This is a genomic window from Geodermatophilus bullaregiensis (assembly GCF_016907675.1).
GTDB classification, from domain to species: domain Bacteria; phylum Actinomycetota; class Actinomycetes; order Mycobacteriales; family Geodermatophilaceae; genus Geodermatophilus; species Geodermatophilus bullaregiensis.
In genome coordinates this window covers 3,820,210-3,846,333 of sequence record NZ_JAFBCJ010000001.1, presented here as the reverse complement: position 1 = coordinate 3,846,333, position 26,124 = coordinate 3,820,210, and the positions used below count along the sequence as shown (strand labels likewise).

Here is a 26,124-nt window from a genome sequence, read left to right as displayed (position 1 = left end):
CCTTCGTCAGTCGTGGACGGGCGCCTCGTGGCCGGCGTGCGCCTCCGCCTCGATCTGGAAGGTGCAGTGGGCGACGTCGAAGTGCTCGCCCAGGCAGGACCCGAGCGCGTCGAGCACCCGCCCGCCGTGACCGGCGGCCAGCGCCTCGTCGGTGACGACGACGTGCGCGGACAGCACCGGCAGCCCCGAGGTGATCGTCCAGGCGTGCAGGTCGTGGACGCCGACGACGCCCTCGACGCCGAGCACGTGCGCGCGCACCCGGTCCAGGTCGACGTCGCGGGGCGCGGCCTCGAGCAGCACGTCGAGCGCGTCGCGCAGCAGCGCCCACGCGCGCGGGAGCACCAGGCAGCCGACCAGCAGCGCGGCGAGCGTGTCGACCGGCGTCCACCCGGTCAGGGCGACGACGCCACCGGCGACGAGGACGGCCACCGAGCCGAGCGCGTCGCCGAGCACCTCCAGGTGGGCGCCGCGGACGGCGAGCGAGCCGCGGCGGCCGCGGTGCAGCAGCGCCAGGCCGGCGAGGTTGGCGGCCAGCCCGGCGGCGGCGACCCCCAGGACCACCCCGGAGTCGATCTCGGGCGGGTCCCCGACGCGGCGCACCGCCTCGACGACCACCACGACCGCGACGCCGGTGAGCAGCAGCCCGTTGGCGACGGCGGCGAGGATCTCCGCCCGCTGCCAGCCGAAGGTGCGCCGTCCGCGGGCCGGGCGCTGGGCCAGCGTGACCGCGCCGAGGGCCAGCCCGATCCCGAGCGCGTCGGTGGCCATGTGCCCGGCGTCGGCGAGCAGGGCCAGCGACCCGGACACCAGCGCCCCGACGACCTCGGCCACGAGCACCGCGACGGTGAGCCCGAGGACGACGGCCAGCCGTCCGCGGGAGCTCCCCGCGGCGGTCCCGTGGTCGTGCCCGGCACCCATCGCCCACCTCCTGCAGGGCAGTGTCCCCGACCGCCCCACCTGCCCGGACCGGCCGGGCCGGGACAGCGGCGGCCCTGCTGCAGGGTCCCGCCCCGAGCCTGCGAGGGGTGGGGGGCAGCGGCGGCCCTGCTGCAGGGTCCCGCCCCGAGCCTGCGAGGGGTGGGGGGCAGCGGCGGCCCTGCTGCAGGGTCCCGCCCCGAGCCTGCGAGGGGTGGGGGGCAGCAGGGTCCTTTCTCAGACGGTGACGCCGCGCTCCCGCAGCCACGGCAGCGGGTCGACGCGCTCGCCGTCGATGCCGCCCACGTGCACCTCGAAGTGCAGGTGCGGGCCGGTGGACTGCCCGCGGTTGCCCAGCAGCGCGATGGTGTCGCCGGCGCGGACCACCTGGCCGGGCTCCACGAGGATCTCCTCCATGTGCCCGTAGACGGTGACGTCACCGTTCCCGTGCCGGACGTACACGACCAGGCCGTAGCCGCCGGCCGGGCCGGCCTCCAGGACGACGCCGTCGGCAGCCGCGTACTCCGGCGTGCCGACCGGCGCGGCCAGGTCGATGCCGGCGTGCAGCGAGCCCCACCGGGGGCCGAACGTGCTGGTCAGCCGGGCGCCGTCGACCGGCAGGACCGCCCGCGGACGGGCGGCCTCGGCCGCTGCGGCAGCGGCGGCCTCCGAGGCGACCCGGTCGGCCTCGGCCTGGGCCTGCGCCGCGGCGGCCTCCTCGGCCTCGCGGGCGGTGCGGCTGGCGGTGACCTCGCCGAGCAGCACCTCGGCGTCGGACTCGATGACCGCCGCCTGCGCGGCCGGTGACAGGTCCTCGCCACGGATGCCGAGCTCCTCGGCCACGCTCACCGACGCGCCCACCGGGGTGGGGCCCTCGGCCAGCGCGACCCCGTCCCCGGCGGTGGCCGTGCCCAGCCCCACCGCGCCCACGACGGCGACGGCCAGGTAGAGGCCGGGACGGCGGCGCGGCGCGCGCAGCCGGCGGAGAGGCGCGTGGCGGCCCCTGCGGAGACCTGCGTCCCCGGCGGCGGCGTCGCCCTCTGCGGCGGTCTCGGTCCCGGCGTCGACGACCTCGGCGTCCGGCGCCGGTGCGACGACGGCCAGCGCCTGGGCGTCGGCGGCCGCGACCAGCTCGGCCGCGTCGGCGACGGCGGCCACCGGAGCCGTGCCGGGCCGCGACCGGGGATGCGGCGTCGGCCGCGGACGCGGGCCGGGACGGCGGGCCGGACGCGGTGCCGTGCCCTCCCCCGCCGACGACGTCTCCCCCTGACGTCGCTGCGGGGCCTTCCGCTGGGCCGCCGTCCCGGCCGTGGGACGTCGCCGGGCGGGCGTCGTCGCTGCGGCCGTGCGGGAGGGGCTGCCCGCGGCGGTGCGCGGGGCGGTCCCTCCGTCGGAGAGGCGGTCGGGGTGGAGCTCGGTCATGCACCTGACTTCCGTCGGGGACAGGGGATCTCGTGCGGTGCCCGGGGAAGCGGACGGGACCCATGTAAACACGCCGTTATGTTTTCGTGACCTGACCGGGTGGGTACGTGGGTGCGGTTGTGTGGCGCTGCCCACAGAGCTGCACGGATGTCGTTCGACGGCCCGTCGAACTGGCTTCACGCTGGGTCACGAACACGCCGGTTGAGCGTTGAACCGGGCGCGATGAGGCTCACGTGGGGCAGAACCCGGGACAGAACCCCTGGACGAGCACCCGAGGAGCGGACTCATGCGCGCAGTGACCTGGCACGGCCGTGCCGACGTACAGGTGGACACCGTCCCCGACCCGACCATCCAGGAGGACACCGACGTCGTCGTCGAGGTCACCTCGAGCGGCATCTGCGGGTCCGACCTGCACCTCATCGAGGTCATGGCGCCGTTCATGTCCGTGGGCGACGTCATGGGCCACGAGCCGATGGGCGTCGTCCGCGAGGTGGGGTCGGCGGTGACCGCCGTGCAGCCGGGCGACCGCGTCGTCGTGCCGTTCAACATCTCCTGTGGCACCTGCTGGATGTGCTCGCAGGGGCTGCAGTCGCAGTGCGAGACCACCCAGAACCGCGAGCAGGGCTTCGGCGCCTCGCTGTTCGGCTACACGAAGCTCTACGGCCAGGTGCCCGGCGGGCAGGCCGAGTACCTGCGGGTGCCCTTCGGCAACACGCTGCCGATCAAGGTCCCCGGCGGCCTGCCCGACGACCGCTTCGTCTACCTCTCCGACGTCCTGCCGACCTCCTGGCAGGCCGTCCAGTACGCCGCCGTGCCGCCCGGCGGCACGCTGCTCGTGCTGGGGCTCGGGCCGATCGGCGACATGTGCACCCGCATCGCCCACCACCTCGGCATCGACGACGTGTACGCCTCCGACGTCGTCCCGGAGCGCATCGCCCGGGCCATCGCCCGCGGCACCGAGGTCATCCGCTCCACCGACCAGGCCGACGTCGTCGGTGCGATCCGCGACGCCACCGACGGCCGCGGCCCCGACGCGGTCATCGACGCCGTCGGCATGGAGGCGCACGGCTCCCCGCTGGCCAGCCTCGCGCAGAAGGCCACGGCGATCATCCCGGACGCGATCATGGCGCCGGTGATGAAGGTCGCCGGCGTCGACCGGCTGGCGGCGCTGAACACGGCCATCGAGGCGGTGCGGCGCGGCGGGACCATCTCGCTGTCCGGCGTCTACGGCGGGGCCACCGACCCGATGCCGCTGTCGAAGATGTTCGACAAGCAGGTCCAGCTGCGCATGGGCCAGGCCAACGTGTGGCGCTGGGTGCCCGACATCCTGCCGCTGCTGGTGGAGGGCGACCCGCTCGGTGTCGACGACTTCGCCACCCACCGGGTCCCGCTCGAGCAGGCGCCGCAGGCCTACGCCGACTTCCGCGAGAAGAAGGACGGCGCGGTGAAGGTGCTGCTCCAGCCCTGACCCAGGCCCTCCGTGCCCGTCCGCGGACCCGCCCCGTGCAGGTCCGCGGACGGGCACGTGTGAGCAGACGCACCCGGCACCCGGGGCATGACCGCCGGGATCCGGGCGATGCACCAGGGGACCGGACGACGACGTCCGTACGCCCGCCGTCGTCCCTGGAGTGCTCCCCCGTGCCTCGCGCCCTGCTCGCCCTCGCCGTCGGCGCCTTCGGCATCGGCACCACCGAGTTCGTGGTCATGGGCATGCTGCCCGAGATCGCCACCGGTCTCGGCGTCTCGGTGTCGGCCGTCGGCCTGCTGATCTCCGCCTACGCCGTCGGCGTCGTCGTCGGCGCCCCGACCCTCACCGCGCTCGGGGTCCGTTTCTCCCCGCGGCAGACGCTGGTCGCGCTGATGGTCGTGTTCGTCGTCGGCAACGCGCTCTCGGCGCTGGCGCCCACCTACGAGACGCTCGCCGCCGCCCGCGTGCTCACCGCGCTGGCGCACGGCTCCTTCTTCGGCGTCGGCGCGGTCGCCGCCCGCCGGCTGGTCGCGCCGGAGCGGGCCACCCAGGCCATCTCGCTCATGATCGTCGGCCTCACGCTGGCCAACGTCGTCGGCGTCCCGCTGGGCACCTTCGTCGCCCAGCAGACCAGCTGGCGGTTCGTCCTCGGCGGGATCGCCGTCATCGGCCTGGTCACCATCGCCGGTCTGCTGGCCTGGGTCCCGGCCGGGGTGGGCGAGCGCGGCGACCTGCGCGCCGAGCTCGCCGCGTTCCGCCGCGGGCAGGTGTGGCTGGTCCTGGGCCTGACGATGGTCGGCTTCGCGGCGCTGTTCGCCGTCTACAGTTACGTCAGCCCGATCCTCACCGAGCTCGGCGGCATCCCCGAGGGCTGGGTGACGCCGGTGCTGGCGCTGTTCGGCGTCGGCACCACGGTCGGCACGCTGGCCGGCGGCCGGCTCGGGGACCGGTACGGCTTCTCCTTCGTCGCGGTCGGCCTGCTGGCCACCGTGGTCCTGCTCGCCGCCTTCGCCTTCCTGGCGCGCACGCCGGTCGCCGCCGTCGTCCTGCTCGTGCTGTTCGGCACCGTGGCGTTCTCCATGGGCCCGGTGGTGCAGAACGGCGTCATCGAGGCCGCCCGGGTGCGCGGCGGCAGCCTGGTCTCGGCCGCCAACCAGGCGGCGTTCAACGTGGCCAACGCGGCGGGCGCGGCGCTGGGCGCGCTGGTCATCTCGCGGGGCCTGGGCTACACCGCGCCGATGTGGGTGGGCGCCGCGCTGGCCCTGGCGGGGACCGTGCTGGCCCTGCTGGCCCGGCGGGCCGACCACCGGGAGACCGCGCGGGTCGACGCCGACGTCCGGCAGTGGCGGCAGACCGTCGGCGCGGAGGTCCGCCGCGCCGCCTGAGGTCCCGCGCGTGGCACCGCGCGACCGGGTAGGGAGCCGTCATGACGACGACGACCGCCGAGAGGTCAGGACAGTTCGTGCTCGGGGACCGCACGGTGAACCGCATCGGCTACGGCGCCATGCGGCTGTCCGGCCCGCACATCATGGGGCCCCCGGCCGACCGGGAGGCCGCCGTCGCGGTGTTGCGCCGGGCCGTCGAGCTCGGCGTCGACCACGTCGACACCAGCGACTACTACGGCCCGCACGTCACCAACGAGATCATCCGCGAGGCCCTGCACCCCTACCCCGAGCAGCTCACCATCGTCACCAAGGTCGGCGCCCGGCGGACGCCGGACGGCGAGTGGCCCGAGGCCCTCTCCCCCGACGAGCTGCGCTCGGCGGTGCAGGACAACCTCGACCACCTCGGTCTCGACGTGCTCGACGTGGTCAACCTGCGGATGCCCGGCGTCGACGCGCCCGTGGAGCGCTCGCTCGCCGAGCCGTTCGGCGTGCTGGCCGAGCTGCAGCAGCAGGGGCTGATCCGCCACCTCGGCGTCTCCAACGTGACCACCCAGCAGTTCGCCGAGGCGCGGTCGATCGCCCCGGTGGTGTGCGTGCAGAACCACTACAACCTCGTGCACCGCGACGACGACCCGATGGTCGACGCGCTGGCCCGCGAGGGCATCGCCTACGTGCCGTTCTTCCCGCTCGGCGGGTTCACGCCACTGCAGTCGGCGGCCCTGGAGACCGTCGCCCGGCGGCTGGAGACCACGCCGATGCAGGTCGCGCTGGCCTGGCTGCTGGCCCGCTCGCCGAACCTGCTGCTCATCCCCGGGACGTCGTCGGTGGCGCACCTGGAGGAGAACCTGCAGGCCGCGGCACGGGTGCTCGGCCCGGCGGAGATGGCCGAGCTCGACCGGATCGGCGGCACCGGGGAGCCCGACGTCGACCTGTGAGCCCGCTCGCGGCGACGTGCGGGAACGGCCCCCGTGCAGGGTCCCGCCGCGAGCGAGCGGGGGCAGGGAGGTCCTCCCTCAGTCGGCGTCGTTGGCGAGCAGCGCCCGCGCCTCGGCGGCCTCGTCGTCGTCGAAGCCCATGTGGCCGGACTCGCCGCGGCGGGCGACCTGGGCGTCGACCCACCGCCGGTGCGCCTCCCACGCCGACTGCCGGGTCGCGCCGAGCGCGCGGCCGATCTGCGCCCATGACGCCCCGGTCGTCCGCGCGGTGCGCACGGTGAGCTGGCGCCCCTGGGCCGCGCGCCGGGCGATCACCTCGCCGAGGGCCAGCAGCTCCAGCGCCTCCTCACGGGAGAGCGGGCGCGGGCCGCCCGGGTCGTCGGGGTCGGCCAGGGAGTCCCGGGCGCGCAGCTCCTCGTACCGCCGGACGGCGCTGCCGAGGGTGTGCTGCCGTTCGAGGTCGTCGACGTCCATGCCCCAGCGTCCGTCAGGCTGCCCTGACTGTCAAGGCGTCCTGACGGCGCGGCGAGTCGGGCCCCGCCGGCCGCGGACGCCTGCGTCACGGGCGCCTCGGCAGGCCGGCCGGCGTAGGGGGTCGATGACGTGGAGCCACCCGCCGCCCGCCTGCCGCTGCGCCAGCTCGGATGCGACCCCCGACATCTGCACGTCACCGGCGCTGTGGCTCCACTCGCTCCCCAGCAGGGCCAGGTCCCCCGTCTCGACGACGTGGTGGGTGGCGACCGTCATGCGGCCCTCAGGGCGAACAGCGGGGTCATGGCCTCACGGATCGCCGCGGTGCCCGTGAGGGTCGCGCCGTCGGGTCCGATCAGGCAGGCGTCCGCGGCGTAGAGGGCGACGAAGCCCTCGACGTCCCCGTCGTTGACGGTGCGCTCCCGTAGGCCCGGGCCACCGCCGATGGTGCTCCCGCCGGTCAGCGGGCGCGGGCGACCCGGGTCTCGTCGAACACCGGCTCGGCCGACTCGTACACCCGCCCGTCGGCGCCGAAGATGAGGAACCGGTCGAAGGTGCGGGCGAACCAGCGGTCGTGCGTGACCGCGAGGACCGTGCCGTCGAAGGCGGCCAGCGCCTCCTCGAGCGCCTCGGCGGAGAGGACGTCGAGGTTGTCGGTGGGCTCGTCGAGGAGCAGCAGCGTCGCGCCGGACAGCTCCAGCACGAGCACCTGCAGCCGCGCCTGCTGCCCACCCGACAGCGTGCGGAACGGCTGGTCGGCGGAGTCGGTGAGCCCGTAGCGGCGCAGCACCGCCATGGCCCGGCCCCGGTCGACGCCGGGACGACCGGGCTCGCCGTGCCACAGCAGGTCGACCGGCGTCCGGTCCTGCCATTCGGGGTGGGCGTGGGTCTGGGCGAAGAACCCGGGGACGACGCGCGCGCCGAGCCGCCACGAGCCGGTGTGCGCGACGTCCTGCCCGGCCAGCAGCCGCAGGAAGTGCGACTTCCCGGCGCCGTTGGCGCCCAGCACGGCGACCCGGTCGCCGTACCAGACCTCCAGGTCGAAGGGCCGCATCAGCCCGGACAGCTCCAGCTGCTCGGCCGTGACGGCCCGGACGCCGGTGCGCCCGCCGCGCAGCCGCATCGCCACCCGCTGCTCCGGCGGGCGGTCCGGCGGCGGGCCGGCCGCCTCGAACTTCGCCAGCCGGGTCTGCGCGGCGGAGTAGCGGCTGGCCATGTCCGGGGAGTTGGCCGCCTGCTGCTGCAGCGTGCGCACGAGGTCGACCAGCCGCTGGTGCTCCTCCTCCCAGCGGCGGCGCACCTCGGCCATCCGCTCGTGCCGCGCCGCGCGGGCCTCGGGGTAGCCGGCGAAGCCGCCGCCGTGCACCCACGTCGTCCCGCCCTCGACGGTGACCACCCGGTCGGCGACGCGGGAGAGCAGCTCCCGGTCGTGGCTGACGAACAGCACGGTCTTGCGGGTCTCCCGCAGCCGCTCCTCCAGCCACCGCTTGCCCGGGACGTCGAGGTAGTTGTCCGGCTCGTCGAGCAGCAGGACCTGCTCGGGTCCGCGCAGCAGCGCCTCGAGCGCCAGCCGCTTCTGCTCACCCCCGGACAGCGTCGACAGCTCGCGGTACTTGCAGCGGTCGTAGGGGACGCCGAGCGCGGCGACGGTGACCGTGTCCCAAGTGACCTCGGCCTCGTAGCCGCCCGCGTCGCCCCACTGCGCCAGAGCGCCGGCGTAGGCCAGCTGCGCGGGCTCGTCGTCGGTCTCCATGAGCGCCAGCTCGGTGGCCTCGAGGGTGTCCCAGGCCTCCCGGACCGCCGGCGCGGACAGGTCGACGAGGAAGCGCTGCACGGTGGTGTCGTCGCGCACCGAGCCGATGAACTGCCGCATGACGCCCAGGCCGCCGCTGCGGCTGACCGTGCCGGCCTCGGGCACAAGGTCGCCGGCGACGATCCGCAGCAGCGTCGTCTTGCCCGCGCCGTTCTCGCCGACCAGCGCCGCGCGGGCGCCGTCGCCGACCCGGAAGGAGACGTCGTCCAGCAGCACCCGGCCGCCCGGCAGCGTGTGCCGGACCCCGCTCACGTCGACGTAGCCCACCGGCTCATCGTCCGGCGCGGGGCAACCCGGTTTCGCGCGGGTTCAGGCCACCGACTCCAGCCGGGTGCGGGCCAGCCGCTCGACCAGCTCGGGCAGCGCCGTCGCCGGGACGCCGCTGAGGTCGCGGCGGCACGACCGGACGACGCTGCCGACCACCTGCGGGCGCAGCCGCGGGCGGAACTCGTCCACGAGGCGCGCCACCGCCAGGTCCACGGCTGGGTCGAGGGCGAGGTCGTCGGTCGACGTCATGCGGGGGCTGCACCTCTCGGCCGATCCGGTTCCGTTGGGGCTACAGCCTGGCCGAGCCCGCCCCCGGGGACCAGGGACCAAGGTCACGGGGTCAGGTCGCGAAGTACGCGTTCACGCCGGTCGACGTCGCCGCGACGGCGTCCCGCAGGAGGGCCGACAGCTCGCCGCTGTCGATGCGGTCGAGCGAGCTGAAGCGGATGCAGCTCTTCCCGCAGGACACCCTCCCCAGCCGCTCGGCGCGCGTCTCGGGCAGGTAGGCCCCGTCGACGACGGCGCACACGTACAGCGACAGGTGCCGCTTCTGCGCGGCGAGGGCGATGAGCGGCCACTGCGTCGTCTCCCTGGCCGACCGCGGCCGGTAGGGCATCATCCCGTAGCCCAGGACCTGCCCCGACCCGGCGGCCACCAGCTGCCGGTCCAGGCCGGGCGCGGCCGCCCGCACCAGGGCGTCGACCCGCCGGAGCTCCTCGGCGCGCGGCCCGGCCGCGGCGAACCACTCCTCGATCGGTCCGGTCACCGCGCACACCCCTCTCAGTCGAGGACCAGGGACAGCACGGTCGCGCCGGCGGCGAGCACCATCGCCAGGACGATCACCGCGGCCACCAGCCGTCGCCGCCGCTCGGCCCCCGGGCCGCCGGCTCCGCCCATCCCCATCACGCGTCGGACGCTACCGCCGGGCACCGACGGGACCCGCGGGCCGCCGTCCCCACAGCAGGGTGTCCAGGGCAGTCCCCGCCGGCGTCGCGCGGCGCACCTGCCCGAGCCGGTCGACGTCGAGCAGCTCCGCCACCGGGGCCAGCCGCCCGGTGCTGTGCAGGATGGCCGGGTCCTGCGGCCCGCCGACGCCGTGCGCCGGGTTGTCGACGTCGTGGCCGAGCACGAGCAGCCGGCCGCCCGGGCGCAGCCAGCCGACGGCGCGCCGCAGCAGCGCCGTCGTCCCCTCGGCCGGCAGGTGCAGGTAGGCCACCAGCACGAGGTCCTGCGAGGCCGGCGCGGTGTCCCAGGCGGTGACGTCGGCGGTCACCCAGGTGACCCGGTCCGCGCCGGGCTGGGCCTGCCCGCGGGCCAGCCCGGTGGCGGAGAAGTCGACGGCGCTGGCCCGCCAGCCGCGGCCGGCCAGCCACAGCGCGTGCCGGCCCTCCCCCGCCGCCAGGTCGACGGCGTCGCCGGGAGGCAGCGGCCCCACCAGCTCGGCGACCAGCGGGTTGGGCTCGGCCGACCACTGCTGCCGGTCGGCGTATCGGGCGTCCCAGTCCTCGGCGCGCACCCGGCGAGTCTGTCAGCGACGGCTGGCAGAGTGCCGGCATGACCACGTCGCCCCGCGAGGTCGCACTGCTGCGGCTGGTCGCCCAGCGGGTGGCCGGCCCGCCGTTCCCCGACGCGGCCGCCGCGGTGCGGGCGCTCGGCGCGGTGCAGGGGCAGGACCTCCCCGGCGCGCTCACCTCGGTGGCGCTGCGCACCGCCGACCGGTCGCGCGCCGGCGTCGTGGCGGCGCTGGACGCCGGGGACGTCGTCCGCTCGTGGCCGATGCGCAGCACGTTGCACCTGGTCGCCGCCGAGGACCTGCCCTGGATGCTCGCCGTGCTCGGCCCGCGGGTGCTCGCGGGTGCGGCGAGGCGGCGGGCGACCCTGGGGCTGACCGAGGCCGACTGCGAGCAGGCGCGCGAGGCCGCGCTCGGCGCACTGACCGGCGGCCGGCGGCTGTCCCGCGCCGACCTGCTCACCGCCATCCGTGACGGCGGCGTCGAGGTGAGCGGCCAGCGCGGCTACCACCTGCTCTGGTACCTCGCGCAGACCGGCACGCTCGTGCTCGGCCCGGCCGCGGGCGGCGACCAGTCCTTCGTGCTGCTCGACGAGTGGGTCCGCGAGCCGCGCCGGCTCGAGGGCGAGGAGGCGTTCGGCGAGCTGGCGCTGCGGTTCTTCACCGGCCACGGCCCGGCGACGGTCGCCGACCTGGTCCGGTGGGCCGGGACCACGGTCCGCGACGCCCGCGCGGGGCTGGCGCTGGCCCGCCCGGCGCTGGAGGCGGTCGACGTCGAGGGCACCGAGCTGTACCTGGACCCGGCCACGCCCGAGCGGCTCGCCGCGCACCGCGCCGACGCCGAGGGTCTGCACCTGCTGCCCGGGTTCGACGAGTTCGTCCTCGGCTACGCCGACCGCACGTGCGCGGTGCCGCCGGAGTTCGCCGACCGCATCGTGCCGGGCGGCAACGGCGTCTTCCGCTCGACCGTCGTCGTCGGGGGGCAGGTGGTGGGCACCTGGCGGCGGACCGGCACGGGCGCCCGCCGCACCGTGACCGCCGAGCCGTTCACCGCCTTCCCCGCCGGCGTCGCCGAGCGCGTCCCCGACCTGGCCGCCGCCCTCCCCTGAGCGCGCAGCGCCGGTGGTCCTCCTGCACTGCCGGTCCTGCAGCACCCGCGGTGCACGAGCACCGCCGGCACCGTCGGCGACGGCGCACCCCGGAGCGGTGGCCGCCGTCGGACCGGGGCGGTTGGCTGGACGCATGGAGCACACGCGGCTGGGCGCCACCGGCCTGGAGGTCTCGCGCATCTGGCTCGGGATGATGAGCTTCGGCGAGCCCCAGCGCGGGATGACGCCGTGGAGCCTCCCCGAGGACGAGGCGATGCCGCTGGTCCGGAAGGCGCTCGAGGCCGGCGTCACCGTCCTCGACACCGCCAACGTCTACTCCGCCGGCTCCAGCGAGGAGATCACCGGCAAGGCGATCCGCGAGTTCACCGCCCGCGACGACGTCGTCCTCGCCACCAAGGTGCACGGCCGGATGCGACCCGGCCCCAACGGCGGCGGCCTCTCCCGGGTGGCTGTCCTGCGCGAGCTCGAGGCGAGCCTGCGCCGGCTGCAGGTCGACCACGTCGACCTCTACCAGATCCACCGCTGGGACCCCGCGACGCCGATCGAGGAGACCCTCGAGGCGCTGGACGCGTGCGTGCGCAGCGGCAAGGTCCGCTACCTGGGCGCGAGCAGCATGTGGGCCTGGCAGTTCGGCAAGGCGCTGCACACGGCCGGCGAGCGCGGCTGGCACCGGTTCGTGTCGATGCAGGACCACTACAACCTGCTCAACCGCGAGGAGGAGCGGGAGATGCTGCCGCTGTGCGCCGACCAGGGCATCGGGGTGATCCCGTGGAGCCCGCTGGCCCGTGGCCGGCTCACCCGCGACTGGGACGAGGCGACCCACCGCTCCGAGAACGACGCGTTCGGCCGCCGCCTCTACGACGAGCGCAGCGACCGCGCGGTCGTCGAGCGGGTGGCCGAGGTGGCCCGCGAGCGCGGCGTCCCGCGGGCGCAGGTGGCGCTGGCCTGGCTGCTGGCCAAGCCGGTGGTGACCGCCCCGATCGTCGGCGTCACGAAGGCGGCGCACCTCGACGACGCCGTCGCCGCGGTCGACCTGCACCTGACCGACGAGGAGGTCGCCCGGCTCGAGGAGCCCTACACCCCGCACGCCGTCGTCGGGTTCTGACTGCTGTCCGGTGCCGCCGGCCCCCGTGCCGGGTCCCGGCACGAGGGTCCTCGATCAGCGCTTCCGCTCGACCAGGAAGACGGGGATGACCCGGTCGGTCTTCTGCTGGTACTCCGCGTAGGGCGGGTAGGCCGCCACGGCCCGCTCCCACCACTCCGCCCGCTCCTCGCCGGTGATCTCGCGGGCGACGCCGTCCCACGGCTCCGGGCCGTCCTGCACCGTCACCTGGTCGGGGTGCTCGCGCAGGTTGGCGACCCAGGCCGGGTCCGTCGGCGCCCCGCCCTGCGACCCGACCATCGCGTACACGCCGTCCTCCTCCACGCGCATCAGCGGCTGCTTGCGGACCTTGCCGGTCCTCGCGCCGCGCGTGGAGAAGATGACGACGGGCAGGCCGGTGTCGAGCAGCGTGTTGGCCTCCCGGCCGCCGGTCGCCTCGTACCGCTCCACCTGGTCGCGGACCCACTGCTGCGAGCTCGGCTCGTACTCCCCTGCGAGTGGCATGTCCCGACCGTAACCGCGCCCGGCCGACGAGTTCGGGCCCCCCGCACGGTCTGCACCGGGGACACCCCCGACCCGAGGAGCGACATGGCCCGGCTCGTCATCACCCAGAACGTCACCGTCGACGGCGTCGCCGAGATGCTCGGCGACTGGTTCCTCCCGCAGGAGGGCGACGGCGGTGACCAGCTCGCCGCCGTCCGCGAGCAGATGGCCGCCCAGTCGGTCTTCCTCGTCGGCCGCCGGACCTTCGAGGACATGCGCGGCTACTGGCCGCAGCAGACCGGCGACACCACCGGCATCACCGCGCACCTCGACGCGGTGGAGAAGGCCGTCGTCTCCCGCACCCTCACCGAGCCCGGCTGGGCGAACACGACCGTGCTCTCCGGCGACCCGGTCGAGGAGGTCACCGGCCTGCTGGCCGGGCGCGACGGCGAGGTCGGGGTCACCGGCAGCATCCGGCTGTGCCACGCGCTGATCGGCGCCGGCCTGGTCGACGAGTACCGGCTGTTCGTGCACCCGCGGGTGCTCGGCCGCGGCCGGCGGCTGTACCCCGACGGCACCGACGTCCGGCTGACCGCGACGAGCAGCCGGACGTTCACCTCCGGCGTCACCCTGCTGACCTACCGGCCGGCCTGACCGCGGCCGTCAGCCGCCGTGGTCGATGGTGTGCGGCACGAAGAAGCTGAGGTTGTCGGTGATCAGCCCGTCGCTCTCGCGGATGCCCAGCCCGGCCGGCTCGCCGTCGACCACCCAGGCGCCCAGCACCGGGTGGTGCGGCCCGTCGACGCCGGCGAAGTCCGGCAGCGGCGCGAACTCCTGGACGACGTGGCCCTCGGTGCCGTACCGGCCGGGCATCGCGGTGACCACCTGCCCGTCGCGCACGATCTCGACGTTGGCGCCCTCACGGCCCCACATCGGCTTGCGCACGTAGGTCCGCCACGACGAGGGCATCTCGTCGGCGAAGTAGGCCGGCAGCAGCAGCTGCGAGAGCACGGGGTCGCCGCCGAACAGCCGCCAGAGCACCGGCAGCAGCGCCTTGGTGCTCCACAGCATCTTGTAGAGCGGCTCGATCCAGGTGGTGCCGCCGGGACGGGCGGCGTCGGCGAGGACGGCGGCACCGAACTCGTCCTCGATCAGCCACTCCCAGGGGTAGAGCTTGAAGACGACGTCGAGGTGGCGGCCCTGCGCGTCGTAGAAGCGGCCGTCGCCGGAGTCGAGCGCGATGTCCTCGACCACCAGCTCGACCGCCTCGTACCCGGCCTGGACGACGGTGTCCATGAGGTAGGCGACGGTCATGCGGTCCTCGCCGGAGGTCTCCTCGCTGGTCCACGCCAGGTGCACCCGCGGGCGCAGGCCGGTCCGCCGCTCCCACCGGGTGAGGTTGCGCTGCCAGGCCGCGACGAGCTTCTCGTGCAGCGCGTTCCACTGGTCGCGGCCCTGCCCGGTGAACAGGTGCCAGTTCCACTGGGTCACCGCCGACTCCACCAGCCCGGTCGGGGTGTCGGCGTTGAACTCGAGCAGCCTGGGCGGGCCGGAACCGTCGTAGCGCAGGTCGAAGCGGCCGTAGACGCTGGGCGGCTCGCTCTCCCAGGTGGCCCGGATCCCCGAGCGGGCGATCAGCGGGATGCCCATCCGGTCGAACAGGTCGTGCTCGACGACGTGGTCGCCGGCCGCCACGCACATCTCGAACAACTGGGCCACCCAGCCCTCGAGCCGCTGCACCTCGGCCGACGTGAAGTCGTAGAAGGGGCCCTCGCGCCAGTAGCTGCGGACCTCGCCGCCGGGCAGGTGGGTCCGGTTGTAGACCAGGCCCTGCGCCTCGATCTCGGCCTCCCACCCGGGCCGGACGACACCGCCCTCGACGCGCCGCACGGCCTCAGGAGCCGGAGCTCGTGCCGCCGGAGCCCGAGCCGATGCCGCCGGTGACCCGCTGCCCGCCGGTGACCTTGCCGGTGCCCGGGAGGCCGTAGCGCTGCCGGGCGGCGGTGTCGGTGGGGTTGATGCGGGTGCCGCCGGCGGGCAGCACGGTGCCGACCGGGAGGCCCGGCCGGAAGGCACCGAGGTACAGGAAGAACAGGCCTCCGCCGCCGCGGTAGTCGTCGTCGCAGTAGTCGTCGTCGACGATCTCGCCGTCCTCGTCGGTGCAGTAGGCGACCTGCTCCTCGGCCTCCTCGTCGGTGCCGCAGCCGGCGAGGAAGCCGGTGGCGGCGGTCGCCAGCACGGTGGTGGTGAGGGCGCCGCGCACCCGGTTCGAGAACGCCATGGACCCCTCCCGCCTCGGTGGACGACCCAGACACTAGGGCCCCGCCCCCCGGCCGGGACCGCGGTCGGCGTCCGCGCACCCGCTCGGGCGGCGCGGACGGTCCCGTACCGCTAACGTCCGGCGGCGAGGCCGCTGTCCCCGGGAGGCGCCATGACCGCCAAGGAACCCGCCGAGATCGCCCAGGTCGCCGCCGCGACCGGCGCCAAGAAGGTGCACCGCACGTGGGACCGCGTGCTGGTCAGCGCCTTCCTCGCCGGCGCCTACATCTCCTTCGGCGCCCTGGTCGCGATCACCGTCTCCTCCGGGCTGGACTCCGACACCTGGGGGACGCTGCCCACGCTGTTCATGGGTGCGGCGTTCACCCTGGGTCTGGTGCTCGTGCTCATCGCCGGGTCCGACCTGGCGACCGGCAACATGATGCTGGTCCCGCTGGGCGCGATGAACGGCAAGATCACCGTGGCGGACGTCGTCCGCAACGTCACCCTCGTGCTCTTCGGCAACCTGCTCGGCGCCCTGTTCGTCGCCTACTTCCTGGCCGTCTCGACCGGCGTCATCGGCGACCCGGACAGCACCGGCAGCGCCCAGCTCACCTTCACCCGGCTGGCCGAGATCGCCGACGGCAAGGTGCACCACACCGTGTGGGAGACCTTCCTGCGCGGTGTGGGCTGCAACTGGCTGGTCTGCCTCGCGGTGTGGATGTCGCTGGCCTCGACCAGCGTCTCCGGGAAGATCCTCGCCGTCTTCTTCCCCGTCATGGCCTTCGTCGCCATGGGCTTCGACCACGTCGTGGCCAACATGTTCTTCCTGCCGGCCGCCCTGTTCGCCGGGGTCGAGGACGTCGGGTGGGACGACACGCTGGTCAACTGGCTGGTCGCGGGCGCGGGCAACCTCGTCGGCGCGGTCCTCTTCGTCGGGACGTCCTACTGGTACCTGTTCCTGCGCGACCGGCCCGACGCCGCCCCGCGCACCGGCGCGGAGCCGGCAGAGCGCGCCTGACCCCGGCAGACGGCCCGGCCGCCTGCCCGTCCCCTGCCGGGTCGCGGTCCCCCGGGGCCGGTGGCACGGTCGAGCAGCACACCGGCACGGGGAGGACGGGACGGGATGCGGTACAGGGAGGGCGGCGACCTCGACACGTCGTCGATCCAGGACCGGCGCGGCCGCGGTGGTCTCGGCGGGGGCCGGGGGCTGGCCGTCGGGGGCGGGGGGCTCGGCGTCGTCGGGCTGCTGGTGCTCGTCCTGGTCCAGGTGCTCGGCGGGGGCGGTGGTGGCGGCGCGGCCATCGGTGCGCTGGAGGGCCTCGGCCAGGGCCAGACCGCCGACAACGCCGCCCTCGAGCAGTCCTGCGACGACAGCGAGGACGCCAACAGCTCGGTGGAGTGCGCCGTCGTCGCCGACGTCGACTCCATCCAGGACTACTGGTCGCAGGCGCTCGGGTCGCAGTACGTCCCCACCGACACGGTCTTCTTCTCCGGCCAGACGCCGACCGGCTGCGGCGGCGCCACGAGCGGCTCGGGACCGTTCTACTGCCCGGCCGACCAGCTCGTGTACATCGACCTGTCCTTCTTCGACACCCTGCGCTCGCAGTTCGGCGCCGAGGGCGGGCTGTTCCCCAACGCCTACGTGCTGGCCCACGAGTACGGCCACCACGTGCAGAACCTGCTCGGCACCAACCGGCAGGTGACGCCGGGCGAGACCGGTCCGGCCAGCGGCACCGTCCGCCTGGAGCTGCAGGCCGACTGCTACGCCGGCGCCTGGGCCAACCACGCCGAGACGGTGCCCGACGAGTCCGGCGAGCCGCTGATCGCCGAGATCACCCAGGACGACGTCGACCGGGCCCTGGACACCGCCGGCCGGATCGGCGACGACTTTATCCAGGAGAACCTCGGCGGCGGCACGGTGGACCAGGACGCCTTCACGCACGGCTCGTCGGAGCAGCGCCAGCGCTGGTTCCTCACCGGCTACCGGACCGGTGACCCGGCGCAGTGCGACACCTTCGCCACCGACGACCTGGGGTGACGGCGTGAGCGGGCCGCCCCGGGCCGAGCACCTGCGCGTGACGCGGGACGGCGCGGTCGCCGTCCTCACCATCGACCGGCCGGAGAAGCGCAACGCCCTGACGGCGGGCATGTGGGCGGCGCTGCCGGGCGTCCTGGCCGGGCTGGCCGGGGACCCGGCGGTGCGCGTCCTCGTCGTCACCGGCGCCGGGCCGAGCTTCTGCGCCGGCGCGGACATCGGTGACCTGCTCGGCGGGCCGGACGCCGAGGACCCGATGGCCCGGCTGCGCCGCGACAACCTCGCCGCCCAGGCCGCGCTGCGCGACTTCCCCCGGCCGACCATCGCGATGGTCCGCGGGCACTGCATCGGCGGCGGCGTCGAGCTGGCCACCTGCTGCGACCTGCGCTTCACCGACCCGACCGGCGTCTTCGGCGTCACCCCGGCCAAGGTCGGGATCGTCTACACCCCGACGTCGACCCGCCAGCTGGTGCAGCTCGTCGGACCGTCGACGGCCCGCTACCTGCTGTACTCCGGCGAGCTCGTCGACGCCGAGACCGCGCTGCGCACCGGCCTGGTCGACCGGCTGCTGGAGGCCGGCGACCTCGCCGGCGAGGTGCGGCGCCTCGCCGAGGTGCTCGCCTCGCGCTCGGCGCTGACCCAGCGCGCGACCAAGGAGGTCGTCGCCGCGGTGGTCGCCGGCGGCGACGGCGAGGCGGAGGCGGCGCGCTGGTACCGCGAGACGATCGCCGCGGGCGAGCTCGCCGAGGGCGTCGCCGCGTTCACCGAGCGCCGCGGGCCGCGGTTCCCGTGGACCCCGTGAGGCGGCCCTCCGGCTAGGCGACGCCCAGGCCGGCGTCCTCCGCCTCGACGGCGGCGTTCCACTCGCGCTTCTCGGCCTGCCAGCCGTCCTCGGTGCGGCCCAGCCGCCAGTAGCCCGACACCGACATCCGGTCGCGCGGGACGCCGAGTCCGGTCCGCAGGAAGCGGCGCAGCTCGCGGACGGCCCCGGCCTCGCCGTGGACGAAGGCGTGCACGTCGCCGTCGGGCAGGTCGGCCCCGCAGACGGCCGCGACGAGGGCGACCCCGGCGGCCGCGCCGCGGTGCACCCACGTGACGCGCACGCCCGGGGCGACGGCGAGGTCCTGCTCCTCCTCCGGGCCGGCGACCTCGACGAACACCTCCGCGCGGGCGCCGGCGGGCAGGGACTCCAGCGTGGCGGCGATGGCCGGCAGCGCCGTCTCGTCCCCGACCAGCAGGTGCCAGTCGGCGTCCGCGGCCGGCGACCAGGCCCCGCCGGGGCCGAACATCTGCAGCGTCTCCCCCGGCCGGGCCGCCGCCGCCCAGGGCCCGGCGACCCCCTCGTCGCCGTGCAGCACCACGTCGAGGGTCAGCTCGCCGCGGCCGGCGTCCCACGAGCGGACGGTGTAGGTGCGGGTCACCGGCCACTGCTCGCGCGGCAGCCGCGCCTGGACGTCCTCGACGTCGAACGGCGCGGTGTAGGACGCACCGGCCGGCGCGAAGAGCAGCTTGACGTAGGAGTCGGTGTGCTCCGGCGCGAAGCCGGCCAGCCCCTCCCCACCCAGGACGACGCGCACGAGGTGCGGCGTCACACGGGTGGTGCGCAGGACGGTCCCGGTGCGGGGGGTCCGCTTGCGGCGCGGGCGGTCGTCGGCCATGGGCTCTCCTCGAGGTCAGGGAAGGCTCACCTTACTCCGCCGCCGCCGTGCTTCCGTCCCGGTTTCGGACCCGGGCGTCCGGGTAGTGCGTGGCCAGCGGGAACGGCGACGTCGCCGGGCACGGGCCGCCGGCCCTGCCGGTTCCCACCGCCCCTTCCCCGGGCTCCCAGCCGACCGGCGCACCGGCGCCGGCAGCGCGCTGATCTGCACACATCCGGGCGACGGCCGTCGCCGGCATGTGTGGGTGATCGCGTACTGGGTAGCGCCTGCTCCGACCGAGATCCACTCAGGAGGAACGATGACCCACTCCATCGACGCCCCCCTCCCGCCGCCGCCCTCCTCGGGCGCGACCGGCTACGGGGACACGAGTACGACCTCGACCAGCACCGGCTCCCCCTCGACCACCGACGTGGCCAGGGACGAGGCGAAGAACGTCGGCCAGACCGCCAAGCAGGCCGGCAGCCAGGTCGCCTCGACCGCCGCCGACCAGGCGAGGAACGTCGCCGCCGAGACCAAGCAGCAGGCACGGAGCCTGGTCGAGCAGGGCCGCACGCAGGTCCGCCAGCAGGCCGTCACGCAGCAGCAGAAGGCCGGTCAGAGCCTGTCGGGCCTGGCCGAGCAGCTGCGCGGCATGGTCGACGGGAACGCGCCGGCTCCCGGTCCGGCCCGTGACCTGATCCAGCAGGCCTCGAGCAGGGTCGACGACTTCGCCCGCTTCCTGCAGAACTCCGAGCCGGCCGACCTGCTCGACGAGGTGCGCTCCTTCGCCCGCCGCAGGCCCGGCACCTTCCTCCTGGGGGCCGCGCTCGCCGGTGTGCTCGCCGGACGCCTCACCAGCGGCGTCAAGGCCGCCCACGCGAACAGCTCGGGCACCTCGCAGTTCGCCTCGACGCAGGGCACCCACGGCCAGGGCACCTACGGCCAGAGCGACTACTCGCAGGGCACCTACGTCGAGCCGACCCCGTCCTACTCCGGGTACGAGAGCACGACGGGCACGACGGCTTACGAGACCACGACGGGCTACGGCGAGCAGGCGACCACGGGTACGCCGCTGCCGCCGCCGCCGTACGGGACGACGCCGCCGGCCGGCAGCGTCGTGCCGCCGGCCGCCCCCGCCGGCTGGGACGACCCGACCCGCCGTCCGGGTCAGGGGGTCTGACGATGAGCACCCCGTACTCCGGCGCCACCCCTGTCGGTGGTCAGGGCTACCCGCCGGAGCCACCCCCGTCCGACTACGCCGCCCCGCCCACCTACGGGCAGGAGCAGGCGGACCAGGGATACGGCGGCGCCTCGGCCTACGGCACCGATCCGGCTTACGGCACCGACCCCTCCTTCGGCACACACGCCGGTGAGCGGGGCACGCCGATGACCGAGGCCGGCCGGCCCGACGTCGACGGCACCTCCGTCGGCCAGCTGATCAGCGAGGTCACCACGGACCTCTCGGTGCTGATGCGCCAGGAGCTCGCGCTGGCCAAGGCCGAGATCACGGTCGAGGCCAAGAAGGCCGGCCAGGGCGCGGGCATGTTCGGCGCCGCCGGCTTCGCCGGCTACATGGTGCTGATGTTCCTGTCCTTCGCCCTGTGGTGGGCGCTGGAGAACGTCATGGACGCCGGCCTGGCGGCCCTGATCGTGGCGGTCCTCTGGGGCGTCATCGGCGCCGTCGCCTTCGTGATGGGGCGCAAGAAGTTCCGCCAGGTCAACCCCAAGCCCGAACGCACCGTGGACACCCTCCAGCAGGTGCCCGGCGCCCTCAAGCCCCACTGACCCGCGGCCCCGGCCTCCCGGCCGGGGCCCCACCTCCCTGGAGCAGACATGACCAGCAGTGACCCGGAAGTCATCCGGCGGCAGATCGAGGACACCCGGCGCGAGCTGAGCTACGACGTCGACGCCCTCAACGAGAAGGTCAACCCGGCCCGCGTCGTCGACCGGCGCATGGCCTCGGCCAAGGGCCGTTTCGCCCGAGCCAAGGAGTCGGTGATGGGGTCGGCGCACGACACGAGGTCCTCCACGCGCGGGACCGCGCAGAACGCCGTGGGCTCGGTGCAGGGTGCCGCCCACAACGCGGCGGGCTCCGTGCAGGGTGCGGCACAGAACGCCGCCGGCACCGTGCAGGACGCCGCGCAGACCGCGGCGCAGGCCGTCCAGCAGGCGCCCGACGCGGTGGTCCGCCAGACGCAGGGCAACCCGCTCGCGGCCGGGCTGATCGCCTTCGGCGTCGGCTGGCTGGTCTCCAGCCTGCTGCCGGCCTCGGACAAGGAGCGGCAGCTGGCGCAGCAGGCCGAGACCGCGGTCCGTGAGCACAAGGACGAGCTGCTCCAGCCGGCCAAGCAGGTCGCGCAGGAGGTCGGCGAGCAGCTCAGGCCGGCCGCGCAGCAGGCCGTGGAGGAGGTCCGGTCGACCGCGCAGGACGCCGCGACCACCGTCAAGGCGGAGGGCCAGTCGGCCGCGCAGGACGTGCAGGGCCAGGCCCAGCAGTCCCGCCAGTCCGTGCAGAGCCAGACCTCGAACAGCTGACCGGAGGACCTCCCTGCGGGAAGGCCACCGGAGCAGCGCGCCCCGCCGGGATCTCCCGGCGGGGCGCGCTGCTGTTCGGGGGACCGGCCCGCGGCAGGGTCAGACGAACGCGCTGACCCCGGTGAGCGCCCGCCCGACGATGAGGCTGTTGATCTCGCGGGTGCCCTCGTAGGAGTACAGCGCCTCGGCGTCGGCGAAGTACCGCACGACGTCGTTCTCCAGCAGGATCCCGTTGCCCCCGAACAGCTCGCGGGCCAGCGCGACGGTCTCCCGCGCACGACCGGTCACGAACGCCTTGGCCAGCGCGGCCTGCTCGTCGCGGAAGACGCCGTCCTCCTGCAGCTGCGACACCCGCACCGCCATGCCGAGGCTGGCGGTCACGTTGCCGGCCATGCGGGCGAGCAGGTCCTGGATCAGCTGGAACCCGGCGATGGGGCGGCCGAACTGCACCCGCTCCTTGGCGTAGGCGATGGCCGCCTCGAAGGCGCCCATCTGGCAGCCGACCGCGTTCCAGGCGACGCCGCCCCGGGTCAGCTTGAGCACCCGGTTGACGTCCCGGAACGAGTTGCCCTCCGCCAGCTTGTTCTCCGCCGGCACCCGGCAGTCCTCGAGGACGATGTCGGCGTTCTGCACCGTCCGCAGGGCGTACTTCCCCTCCATCTTGGTGGCGGTGAAGCCGGGGGTGCCCTTCTCGACGACGAGGGTCTTCACCTGGTCGTCGGCCACGTCACGGGCGAACACGATCACGACGTCGGCGAAGGTGCCGTTGCCGATCCACCGCTTGGCGCCGTCGATCACCCACTCGTCCCCGTCCCGGCGGCAGGTGGTCTCCAGGCCCTGCGCGACGTCGGAGCCCCCGTGCGGCTCGGTCAGCGCGAACGCCCCGATCTTCTGCAGCGCCACCATGTCGGGCACCCAGCGCGCCCGCTGCTCGTCCGAGCCCAGCAGCACGATCGACCCCATCGACAGGCCGTTGTGCACACCGAGGAAGGTCGCCATCGACGGGTCGACCCGCGAGGCCTCCAGGGAGATGAAGCCGGTGAACAGCCGGGAGGCGCGGGGCCGGTGCTCCAGGTCGTAGCTGCGCCCGACCATGCCCTCCTCGGCGAAGCGCGGGACGAGGTCCATGGGGAAGGTGGCCGACTCCCACGAGTCGTTGACCCGCGGCCGGACCTCCTCGTCCAGGAAGCGCCGGATGCCCAGCAGCTCCTTGCGCTCGTCCTCGCTCAGCAGGGACTCGTAGTCGTAGAGGTCGCCGAGCAGTTCGTCGGTCATCGCGGGTTCCTCACGTCGTCGGGTGTCTCCCGCTGCTCTACCCGTCGGCGGGGCGGCGCAACTCCGCCGCGGCCGTCGTGCGGTGACCGCAGCCGACCTCGAGCACGGCTCAGACGTGCGGCTGGCCCGTGGAGGCGCTGGTGCCGCCGTCGACCGGCAGCACCGCCCCGGTGACGTAGCGGGCGGCCTCGCTGGCGAGGAAGAGCACCGCCGGGGCGACGTCGTCGGGCTCCCCGGGCCGGCCCAGGGCGATGCGGTCCTCGAAGGGCGCCAGCGCCGCGGCGTCGCGGCCGACGCCCTCGGTCAGCTCGGTGAGCGTGAACGCCGGCGCGACGGCGTTGAGCCGCACGCCCCGCGGGCCCCAGTCCAGGGCCAGCGAGCGGACGAAGTTGGTGATCGCCGCCTTGGTGGCGTTGTAGGCCGCCTGCCCCCAGTCGCCGCGCAGGCCCGACACCGAGGAGACGGCGACGAGGGTGCCGCGCACCTCCGCCAGGTGGGGCAGCGCGGCCTTGGCCAGGTGGAAGAAGGCGTCGACGTTGGTGGCGCGCAGCCGCTCCCAGGCGTCGTCGGCCAGGTCGGTCAGCGGGCCGGTCTCGTAGCCGGCGGCGTTGCTGACCACGACGTCGAGCCGGCCGAACCGGCCGACGACGTCGGCGACGACCTGCCGCACCTGCGCGGGGTCGGAGACGTCGGCCGGCAGCGGCGCGGCGCGCTCCGCGGGGACGCCGGCGAGCGCGGACTCCAGCCGCTCCCGGCGCCGTCCGGTGACCGCCACCGTCGCCCCGGCGTCGAGGAAGGCGCGGGTGATCGCCAGCCCGATGCCGGAACCGCCTCCGGTCACGAGGACGACGGAGCCGGAGAAGTCGAAGGTCGCGGTGCCCATGCCGGCCCTCCTACCCGGCGCTCCCGGGCGGGAACGAGACGTCGGCGACGTCGGCCAGGGCAGTGACGAGCACCCCGACGAGCCGGCCGACGTCGTCGGGGCCGGCGGCGTGGTCGGGGTTGACCTCGGTCGTGCACAGCCCACGGAACCCGGGGTGGGCGCACAGCCGCTGCAGCACGGCGGCCACGACGTCCAGCGGCAGGCCCTGCCCGTGGTCGGGGACGTCGGCCAGCGGCAGGTCGAGGAACTCGACGACGTCGACGTCGAGGTGCACGAGGAAGCCGTCGGGCCCGCTGACGGCGGCCGCGGCCGCGGCGGCGCTGCCGGCCGGGTCGGCAGCCACCTGTGCCGCGGGCGTCCGGGGCAGGCCGAGGCGGCCTGCGGTGGCGGCATCGGGCTCGGTGGGACGGACCCCGAGGGCGTGCACCTCCCCGACCCCGAGCAGCGGCCGGACCGGCCCGACGGCGAGCAGGTCCTCGTCGCACCCCGGCAGGGCCAGCAGGTGCGCCAGCGCCATCGAGTCGGCGACCCCGGTGGGGTTGTCGGCCGGCGTGCGCAGGTCGACCCCGCCGTCGACGTAGACCAGCCCCGGGCGGAGCCCGGCGGCGCGGGCGCCGGCGACGAGGCCGATCGTGGTCGTGCACTCGCCGCCGACCACCACGGGCAGCCGGCCGCTCCGCAGCGACCCGCTCACCGCGTCGCGCAGCACGCCCAGCCCGGCCGCGACCCGGGCCGCGTCGCGCACCCGGCCGGCCGGCGCCGCACCCGCGGTCCACCGCGCGGGCTCGAACAGCACCCGGGTGGCGACCACACGGGAGCGCGCGATCGCCTGCGGCAGGCCGGCGGCCTCGAGCGCCGCCCACGCCCGCTCCTGGCCGGGCCAGTGCGCGGCCGCGCTCGACGGCGCCGCCAGCAGGTCGACCGGGCGCCCGGCGTCTGCACTGCCCACGCCGCCTTCCTACCGCGGGGGTCCGACGGGACCGGCGCGGTGGCCGGGCGGTCAGCGGCGGCGGCGGCGGGCGGTGAAGGCCCGCTGCACACGACGCCAGCGGTTGGGCGTGTGCTCGGCGTCGAGCAGCTCGGTGTCGGCGAGGAAGCGCTCGAGCGGGTCGAGGTGGGGTGGCTCGAAGGGCACCAGCGAGCGGCCGGTCAGCCGCAGCAGGGAGTCGACGGCGCGCACCAGCGACCCGCCGCAGCGCTCGACGGTGGCCGCGACCTCCTCGGGGGCGACCCCCAGGTGCTCGCCGAGCAGCCGGTGCCGCAGGCCCAGGACGGCGGCCGACACCTCCGCCTCCCGGTCGTCGCCGGTGCGGGCCTCGATCGACAGGTCGCACTCGGTGTCCAGGCCCATCGACCGGTTGTTGAGGTTGGACGAGCCGATCCGCAGCAGCCGGTCGTCGACGCACATGACCTTCGCGTGCACGTAGACCGGCCGGCGTCCGTCGGTGACCGGCACGAGCAGCCGGAACCGGTCGTACCGGTCGGCGCGGCGGACGTGGTCGACCAGCTTGGCCCGGGCGGTGCCCATGGCCTTCTCCTCGAGCCAGCCGTCGGCGCTCTCGGGGTTGAGGACGACGAACTCCGGCCCGTCCTCCTCCCCCAGCCGCTCGGCGATCGCCTCGGCGACGCGGCGGTTGGCGAAGTACTGCGTCTCGATGTAGACGGTGCGCCGGGCGGCGGCGATCGCGGCCAGCCACAGCAGCTCGATCTCGTGCACCAGCTCGTCGCCGCGGTACGCGGGCCGGGTGCGCGAGACGGCGACGTCGACGTCGGTGAGGAACGGCTCGACGCCGTCGGGCCAGCACGCCTCGACGTCGGTCACCGGTTCCAGGCGCTGGCCGGTGCCGCTCTCCCAGCGTTCCCGGGCCAGGTCGCCGATCACGCGGGCGGCCGGCCCGGACACCAGGTTGGTGACGTCGTGCCACGGACCGCGCAGCCGGGTGGAGTGCGGGCGGTGCCGCATCGGGTGGCGGTCGAGGTGCTCGGAGGTGTCCCACCGGTCGGTGGTGACGTCGATGCCGCCGGCGAAGGCCAGGCAGTCGTCGATGACGACGATCTTCTGGTGGTGCGCGCCGCCGAGCGGGTGGTGGGTGTCGACGGTCATGCGCAGCCGGTCGGGGGTGCGGCGGTCGAGCAGCACGATCGGCGTCAGGCCGCGGCCCAGGGCGGCGACCATGCCGAGGTCCCACTGCAGGACGCCGATCTCCAGCCGCGGGTTCTCCTTCACCGCCCGCTCGAGGACGCGGCCCAGCCGGTCGTCGCGGGCGCGGCCGCCGGCGCGCGGGTCCAGGCGGATGCGCGGGTCGAAGTCCCAGCCGATGAACAGCACCCGCCGCTCGGCCCGCAGGACGGCGCGCTTGAGGGCGGCGAAGTAGTCGGCGGCGTCGACGAAGACGGCGTGCCGCTCGGCGCGCTCGATCCGCCAGCAGGTCTCCCCCGGGACGAGCAGGGCGTCGTCCGTGGGCGCCGGGACGGTGGGGGTGCGGGGGGTCGTCCCGGCGTCGTCGGCGCTCTCGATCACCCCGAGAGTGTGCCGACCTGCGCAAGCACGCTGGGCGGACGCACCGTCCGAGGGACCCGGAGGAGTGACGGCGGACCCTCCGCACCCCCCTGGGGGCAC

The 26,124-nt window shown here is 75.2% G+C and carries 28 protein-coding genes; 12 read left to right on the top strand and 16 right to left on the bottom strand.

Annotated elements, in window-relative coordinates:
* Positions 1 to 6 precede the first annotated feature (6 nt).
* Both JOD57_RS18375 and JOD57_RS25625 read right to left on the bottom strand, forming a co-directional pair.
* Positions 7 to 918 (bottom strand): cation diffusion facilitator family transporter, encoded by a 912-nt coding sequence (locus tag JOD57_RS18375; RefSeq protein ID WP_204693344.1) that lies wholly within the window; start codon positions 916 to 918, stop codon positions 7 to 9.
* 234 nt (positions 919 to 1,152) lie between these two features.
* On the bottom strand, positions 1,153 to 2,073 hold the full coding sequence (locus JOD57_RS25625; protein WP_307824779.1) for a M23 family metallopeptidase: 921 nt from the start codon (positions 2,071 to 2,073) through the stop codon (positions 1,153 to 1,155).
* A 550-nt stretch (positions 2,074 to 2,623) separates the two neighbouring features.
* Between JOD57_RS25625 and JOD57_RS18365 the strand changes: the two genes are divergently transcribed.
* From JOD57_RS18365 to JOD57_RS18355, 3 genes are all read left to right on the top strand, one after another.
* Positions 2,624 to 3,805, top strand: a complete 1,182-nt coding sequence (locus tag JOD57_RS18365; RefSeq protein WP_204693342.1) for an alcohol dehydrogenase catalytic domain-containing protein — start codon at positions 2,624 to 2,626, stop codon at positions 3,803 to 3,805.
* Positions 3,806 to 3,975: 170 nt separating this feature from the next.
* Entirely contained in the window at positions 3,976 to 5,190 is a 1,215-nt protein-coding gene (locus JOD57_RS18360; RefSeq protein ID WP_204693341.1) for an MFS transporter, read from the top strand.
* 41 nt (positions 5,191 to 5,231) lie between these two features.
* Complete coding sequence (locus JOD57_RS18355) at positions 5,232 to 6,125, top strand: aldo/keto reductase family oxidoreductase (RefSeq protein ID WP_204693340.1); 894 nt, start codon at positions 5,232 to 5,234, stop codon at positions 6,123 to 6,125.
* Between the two features lie 78 nt (positions 6,126 to 6,203).
* Here the strand turns inward: JOD57_RS18355 and JOD57_RS18350 are convergent, their stop codons facing one another.
* From JOD57_RS18350 to JOD57_RS18330, 6 genes are all read right to left on the bottom strand, one after another.
* Positions 6,204 to 6,599 carry a hypothetical protein gene (locus JOD57_RS18350; protein WP_204693339.1) on the bottom strand — a complete coding sequence of 132 codons (396 nt, stop codon included), beginning with the start codon at positions 6,597 to 6,599 and terminating at the stop codon, positions 6,204 to 6,206.
* A gap of 457 nt (positions 6,600 to 7,056) precedes the next feature.
* Complete coding sequence (locus JOD57_RS18345) at positions 7,057 to 8,676, bottom strand: ABC-F family ATP-binding cassette domain-containing protein (RefSeq protein ID WP_204693338.1); 1,620 nt, start codon at positions 8,674 to 8,676, stop codon at positions 7,057 to 7,059.
* 42 nt (positions 8,677 to 8,718) lie between these two features.
* Positions 8,719 to 8,925, bottom strand: a complete 207-nt coding sequence (locus JOD57_RS18340; protein WP_204693337.1) for a hypothetical protein — start codon at positions 8,923 to 8,925, stop codon at positions 8,719 to 8,721.
* Between the two features lie 91 nt (positions 8,926 to 9,016).
* Positions 9,017 to 9,442, bottom strand: a complete 426-nt coding sequence (locus JOD57_RS18335) for a DUF1801 domain-containing protein (protein WP_204693336.1) — start codon at positions 9,440 to 9,442, stop codon at positions 9,017 to 9,019.
* A 14-nt stretch (positions 9,443 to 9,456) separates the two neighbouring features.
* Positions 9,457 to 9,582: a hypothetical protein gene (locus JOD57_RS26445; protein ID WP_275582099.1), complete on the bottom strand. Its 126-nt coding sequence runs from the start codon at positions 9,580 to 9,582 to the stop codon at positions 9,457 to 9,459.
* Between the two features lie 10 nt (positions 9,583 to 9,592).
* Complete coding sequence (locus JOD57_RS18330; protein ID WP_204693335.1) at positions 9,593 to 10,192, bottom strand: class I SAM-dependent methyltransferase; 600 nt, start codon at positions 10,190 to 10,192, stop codon at positions 9,593 to 9,595.
* 38 nt (positions 10,193 to 10,230) lie between these two features.
* Between JOD57_RS18330 and JOD57_RS18325 the strand changes: the two genes are divergently transcribed.
* Together JOD57_RS18325 and JOD57_RS18320 are read left to right on the top strand one after the other, a co-directional pair.
* Complete coding sequence (locus tag JOD57_RS18325) at positions 10,231 to 11,295, top strand: winged helix DNA-binding domain-containing protein (protein WP_204693334.1); 1,065 nt, start codon at positions 10,231 to 10,233, stop codon at positions 11,293 to 11,295.
* A 133-nt stretch (positions 11,296 to 11,428) separates the two neighbouring features.
* The gene (locus JOD57_RS18320; RefSeq protein WP_204693333.1) at positions 11,429 to 12,400 is read left to right on the top strand and encodes an aldo/keto reductase; all 972 of its coding nucleotides are present in this window, start codon (positions 11,429 to 11,431) and stop codon (positions 12,398 to 12,400) included.
* A 54-nt stretch (positions 12,401 to 12,454) separates the two neighbouring features.
* On the opposite strand, the gene JOD57_RS18315 is transcribed toward JOD57_RS18320, so the two are convergent.
* A complete protein-coding gene (locus tag JOD57_RS18315) occupies positions 12,455 to 12,901 on the bottom strand; it encodes a nitroreductase family deazaflavin-dependent oxidoreductase (RefSeq protein ID WP_204693332.1) in 447 nt (148 codons plus the stop codon).
* Between the two features lie 84 nt (positions 12,902 to 12,985).
* Here JOD57_RS18315 and JOD57_RS18310 point away from each other — a divergent pair, with 84 nt between their 5' ends.
* A complete protein-coding gene (locus JOD57_RS18310; RefSeq protein ID WP_204693331.1) occupies positions 12,986 to 13,534 on the top strand; it encodes a dihydrofolate reductase family protein in 549 nt (182 codons plus the stop codon).
* 9 nt (positions 13,535 to 13,543) lie between these two features.
* On the opposite strand, the gene JOD57_RS18305 is transcribed toward JOD57_RS18310, so the two are convergent.
* Positions 13,544 to 14,770 (bottom strand): glutathionylspermidine synthase family protein, encoded by a 1,227-nt coding sequence (locus tag JOD57_RS18305; protein WP_204693330.1) that lies wholly within the window; start codon positions 14,768 to 14,770, stop codon positions 13,544 to 13,546.
* A gap of 4 nt (positions 14,771 to 14,774) precedes the next feature.
* Positions 14,775 to 15,161: a hypothetical protein gene (locus tag JOD57_RS18300; protein WP_204693329.1), complete on the bottom strand. Its 387-nt coding sequence runs from the start codon at positions 15,159 to 15,161 to the stop codon at positions 14,775 to 14,777.
* A 150-nt stretch (positions 15,162 to 15,311) separates the two neighbouring features.
* On the opposite strand from JOD57_RS18300, the gene JOD57_RS18295 reads away from it, so the two are divergent.
* The 3 genes from JOD57_RS18295 (at position 15,312) to JOD57_RS18285 (ending at position 17,976) form a co-directional block, all read left to right on the top strand.
* Positions 15,312 to 16,157 (top strand): formate/nitrite transporter family protein, encoded by an 846-nt coding sequence (locus JOD57_RS18295; protein WP_204693328.1) that lies wholly within the window; start codon positions 15,312 to 15,314, stop codon positions 16,155 to 16,157.
* A gap of 105 nt (positions 16,158 to 16,262) precedes the next feature.
* On the top strand, positions 16,263 to 17,177 hold the full coding sequence (ypfJ, locus tag JOD57_RS18290; RefSeq protein WP_204693327.1) for a KPN_02809 family neutral zinc metallopeptidase: 915 nt from the start codon (positions 16,263 to 16,265) through the stop codon (positions 17,175 to 17,177).
* Between the two features lie 4 nt (positions 17,178 to 17,181).
* Entirely contained in the window at positions 17,182 to 17,976 is a 795-nt protein-coding gene (locus JOD57_RS18285; protein WP_204693326.1) for an enoyl-CoA hydratase/isomerase family protein, read from the top strand.
* A 13-nt stretch (positions 17,977 to 17,989) separates the two neighbouring features.
* Here JOD57_RS18285 and JOD57_RS18280 read toward each other — a convergent pair whose 3' ends face one another.
* Positions 17,990 to 18,832 carry a siderophore-interacting protein gene (locus tag JOD57_RS18280; RefSeq protein ID WP_204693325.1) on the bottom strand — a complete coding sequence of 281 codons (843 nt, stop codon included), beginning with the start codon at positions 18,830 to 18,832 and terminating at the stop codon, positions 17,990 to 17,992.
* A gap of 298 nt (positions 18,833 to 19,130) precedes the next feature.
* Between JOD57_RS18280 and JOD57_RS18275 the strand changes: the two genes are divergently transcribed.
* Genes JOD57_RS18275 through JOD57_RS18265 form a run of 3 tightly spaced genes read left to right on the top strand, consistent with a single transcriptional unit; the run spans position 19,131 to position 21,346 of the window.
* Entirely contained in the window at positions 19,131 to 19,991 is an 861-nt protein-coding gene (locus JOD57_RS18275) for an ATP synthase subunit B family protein (protein ID WP_204693324.1), read from the top strand.
* A 2-nt stretch (positions 19,992 to 19,993) separates the two neighbouring features.
* On the top strand, positions 19,994 to 20,596 hold the full coding sequence (locus JOD57_RS18270; protein ID WP_204693323.1) for a phage holin family protein: 603 nt from the start codon (positions 19,994 to 19,996) through the stop codon (positions 20,594 to 20,596).
* Positions 20,597 to 20,644: 48 nt separating this feature from the next.
* Positions 20,645 to 21,346: a DUF3618 domain-containing protein gene (locus JOD57_RS18265; RefSeq protein WP_204693322.1), complete on the top strand. Its 702-nt coding sequence runs from the start codon at positions 20,645 to 20,647 to the stop codon at positions 21,344 to 21,346.
* A 99-nt stretch (positions 21,347 to 21,445) separates the two neighbouring features.
* On the opposite strand, the gene JOD57_RS18260 is transcribed toward JOD57_RS18265, so the two are convergent.
* The 4 genes from JOD57_RS18260 to JOD57_RS18245 form a co-directional block, all read right to left on the bottom strand.
* Positions 21,446 to 22,621 carry an acyl-CoA dehydrogenase family protein gene (locus JOD57_RS18260; RefSeq protein WP_204693321.1) on the bottom strand — a complete coding sequence of 392 codons (1,176 nt, stop codon included), beginning with the start codon at positions 22,619 to 22,621 and terminating at the stop codon, positions 21,446 to 21,448.
* Positions 22,622 to 22,730: 109 nt separating this feature from the next.
* Entirely contained in the window at positions 22,731 to 23,504 is a 774-nt protein-coding gene (gene budC / locus JOD57_RS18255; protein WP_204693320.1) for a meso-2,3-butanediol dehydrogenase, read from the bottom strand.
* Between the two features lie 10 nt (positions 23,505 to 23,514).
* Positions 23,515 to 24,453: an arginase family protein gene (locus JOD57_RS18250; protein WP_204693319.1), complete on the bottom strand. Its 939-nt coding sequence runs from the start codon at positions 24,451 to 24,453 to the stop codon at positions 23,515 to 23,517.
* A 51-nt stretch (positions 24,454 to 24,504) separates the two neighbouring features.
* Positions 24,505 to 26,025 carry a phospholipase D-like domain-containing protein gene (locus JOD57_RS18245; RefSeq protein WP_307824778.1) on the bottom strand — a complete coding sequence of 507 codons (1,521 nt, stop codon included), beginning with the start codon at positions 26,023 to 26,025 and terminating at the stop codon, positions 24,505 to 24,507.
* Positions 26,026 to 26,124 lie beyond the last annotated feature (99 nt).

Excerpts from the sequence above, each read along its gene's own strand:
- JOD57_RS18375 (WP_204693344.1), bottom strand. The coding sequence starts at position 918 with ATGGGTGCCGGGCACGACCACGGGACCGCCGCGGGGAGCTCCCGCGGA.
- JOD57_RS18365 (WP_204693342.1), top strand. The coding sequence starts at position 2,624 with ATGCGCGCAGTGACCTGGCACGGCCGTGCCGACGTACAGGTGGACACC.
- JOD57_RS18355 (WP_204693340.1), top strand. The coding sequence starts at position 5,232 with ATGACGACGACGACCGCCGAGAGGTCAGGACAGTTCGTGCTCGGGGAC.
- JOD57_RS18350 (WP_204693339.1), bottom strand. The coding sequence starts at position 6,599 with ATGGACGTCGACGACCTCGAACGGCAGCACACCCTCGGCAGCGCCGTC.
- JOD57_RS18340 (WP_204693337.1), bottom strand. The coding sequence starts at position 8,925 with ATGACGTCGACCGACGACCTCGCCCTCGACCCAGCCGTGGACCTGGCG.
- JOD57_RS18325 (WP_204693334.1), top strand. The coding sequence starts at position 10,231 with ATGACCACGTCGCCCCGCGAGGTCGCACTGCTGCGGCTGGTCGCCCAG.
- JOD57_RS18320 (WP_204693333.1), top strand. The coding sequence starts at position 11,429 with ATGGAGCACACGCGGCTGGGCGCCACCGGCCTGGAGGTCTCGCGCATC.
- JOD57_RS18315 (WP_204693332.1), bottom strand. The coding sequence starts at position 12,901 with ATGCCACTCGCAGGGGAGTACGAGCCGAGCTCGCAGCAGTGGGTCCGC.
- JOD57_RS18310 (WP_204693331.1), top strand. The coding sequence starts at position 12,986 with ATGGCCCGGCTCGTCATCACCCAGAACGTCACCGTCGACGGCGTCGCC.
- JOD57_RS18300 (WP_204693329.1), bottom strand. The coding sequence starts at position 15,161 with ATGGCGTTCTCGAACCGGGTGCGCGGCGCCCTCACCACCACCGTGCTG.
- JOD57_RS18295 (WP_204693328.1), top strand. The coding sequence starts at position 15,312 with ATGACCGCCAAGGAACCCGCCGAGATCGCCCAGGTCGCCGCCGCGACC.
- ypfJ (WP_204693327.1), top strand. The coding sequence starts at position 16,263 with ATGCGGTACAGGGAGGGCGGCGACCTCGACACGTCGTCGATCCAGGAC.
- JOD57_RS18280 (WP_204693325.1), bottom strand. The coding sequence starts at position 18,832 with ATGGCCGACGACCGCCCGCGCCGCAAGCGGACCCCCCGCACCGGGACC.
- JOD57_RS18275 (WP_204693324.1), top strand. The coding sequence starts at position 19,131 with ATGACCCACTCCATCGACGCCCCCCTCCCGCCGCCGCCCTCCTCGGGC.
- JOD57_RS18270 (WP_204693323.1), top strand. The coding sequence starts at position 19,994 with ATGAGCACCCCGTACTCCGGCGCCACCCCTGTCGGTGGTCAGGGCTAC.
- JOD57_RS18265 (WP_204693322.1), top strand. The coding sequence starts at position 20,645 with ATGACCAGCAGTGACCCGGAAGTCATCCGGCGGCAGATCGAGGACACC.
- JOD57_RS18260 (WP_204693321.1), bottom strand. The coding sequence starts at position 22,621 with ATGACCGACGAACTGCTCGGCGACCTCTACGACTACGAGTCCCTGCTG.
- budC (WP_204693320.1), bottom strand. The coding sequence starts at position 23,504 with ATGGGCACCGCGACCTTCGACTTCTCCGGCTCCGTCGTCCTCGTGACC.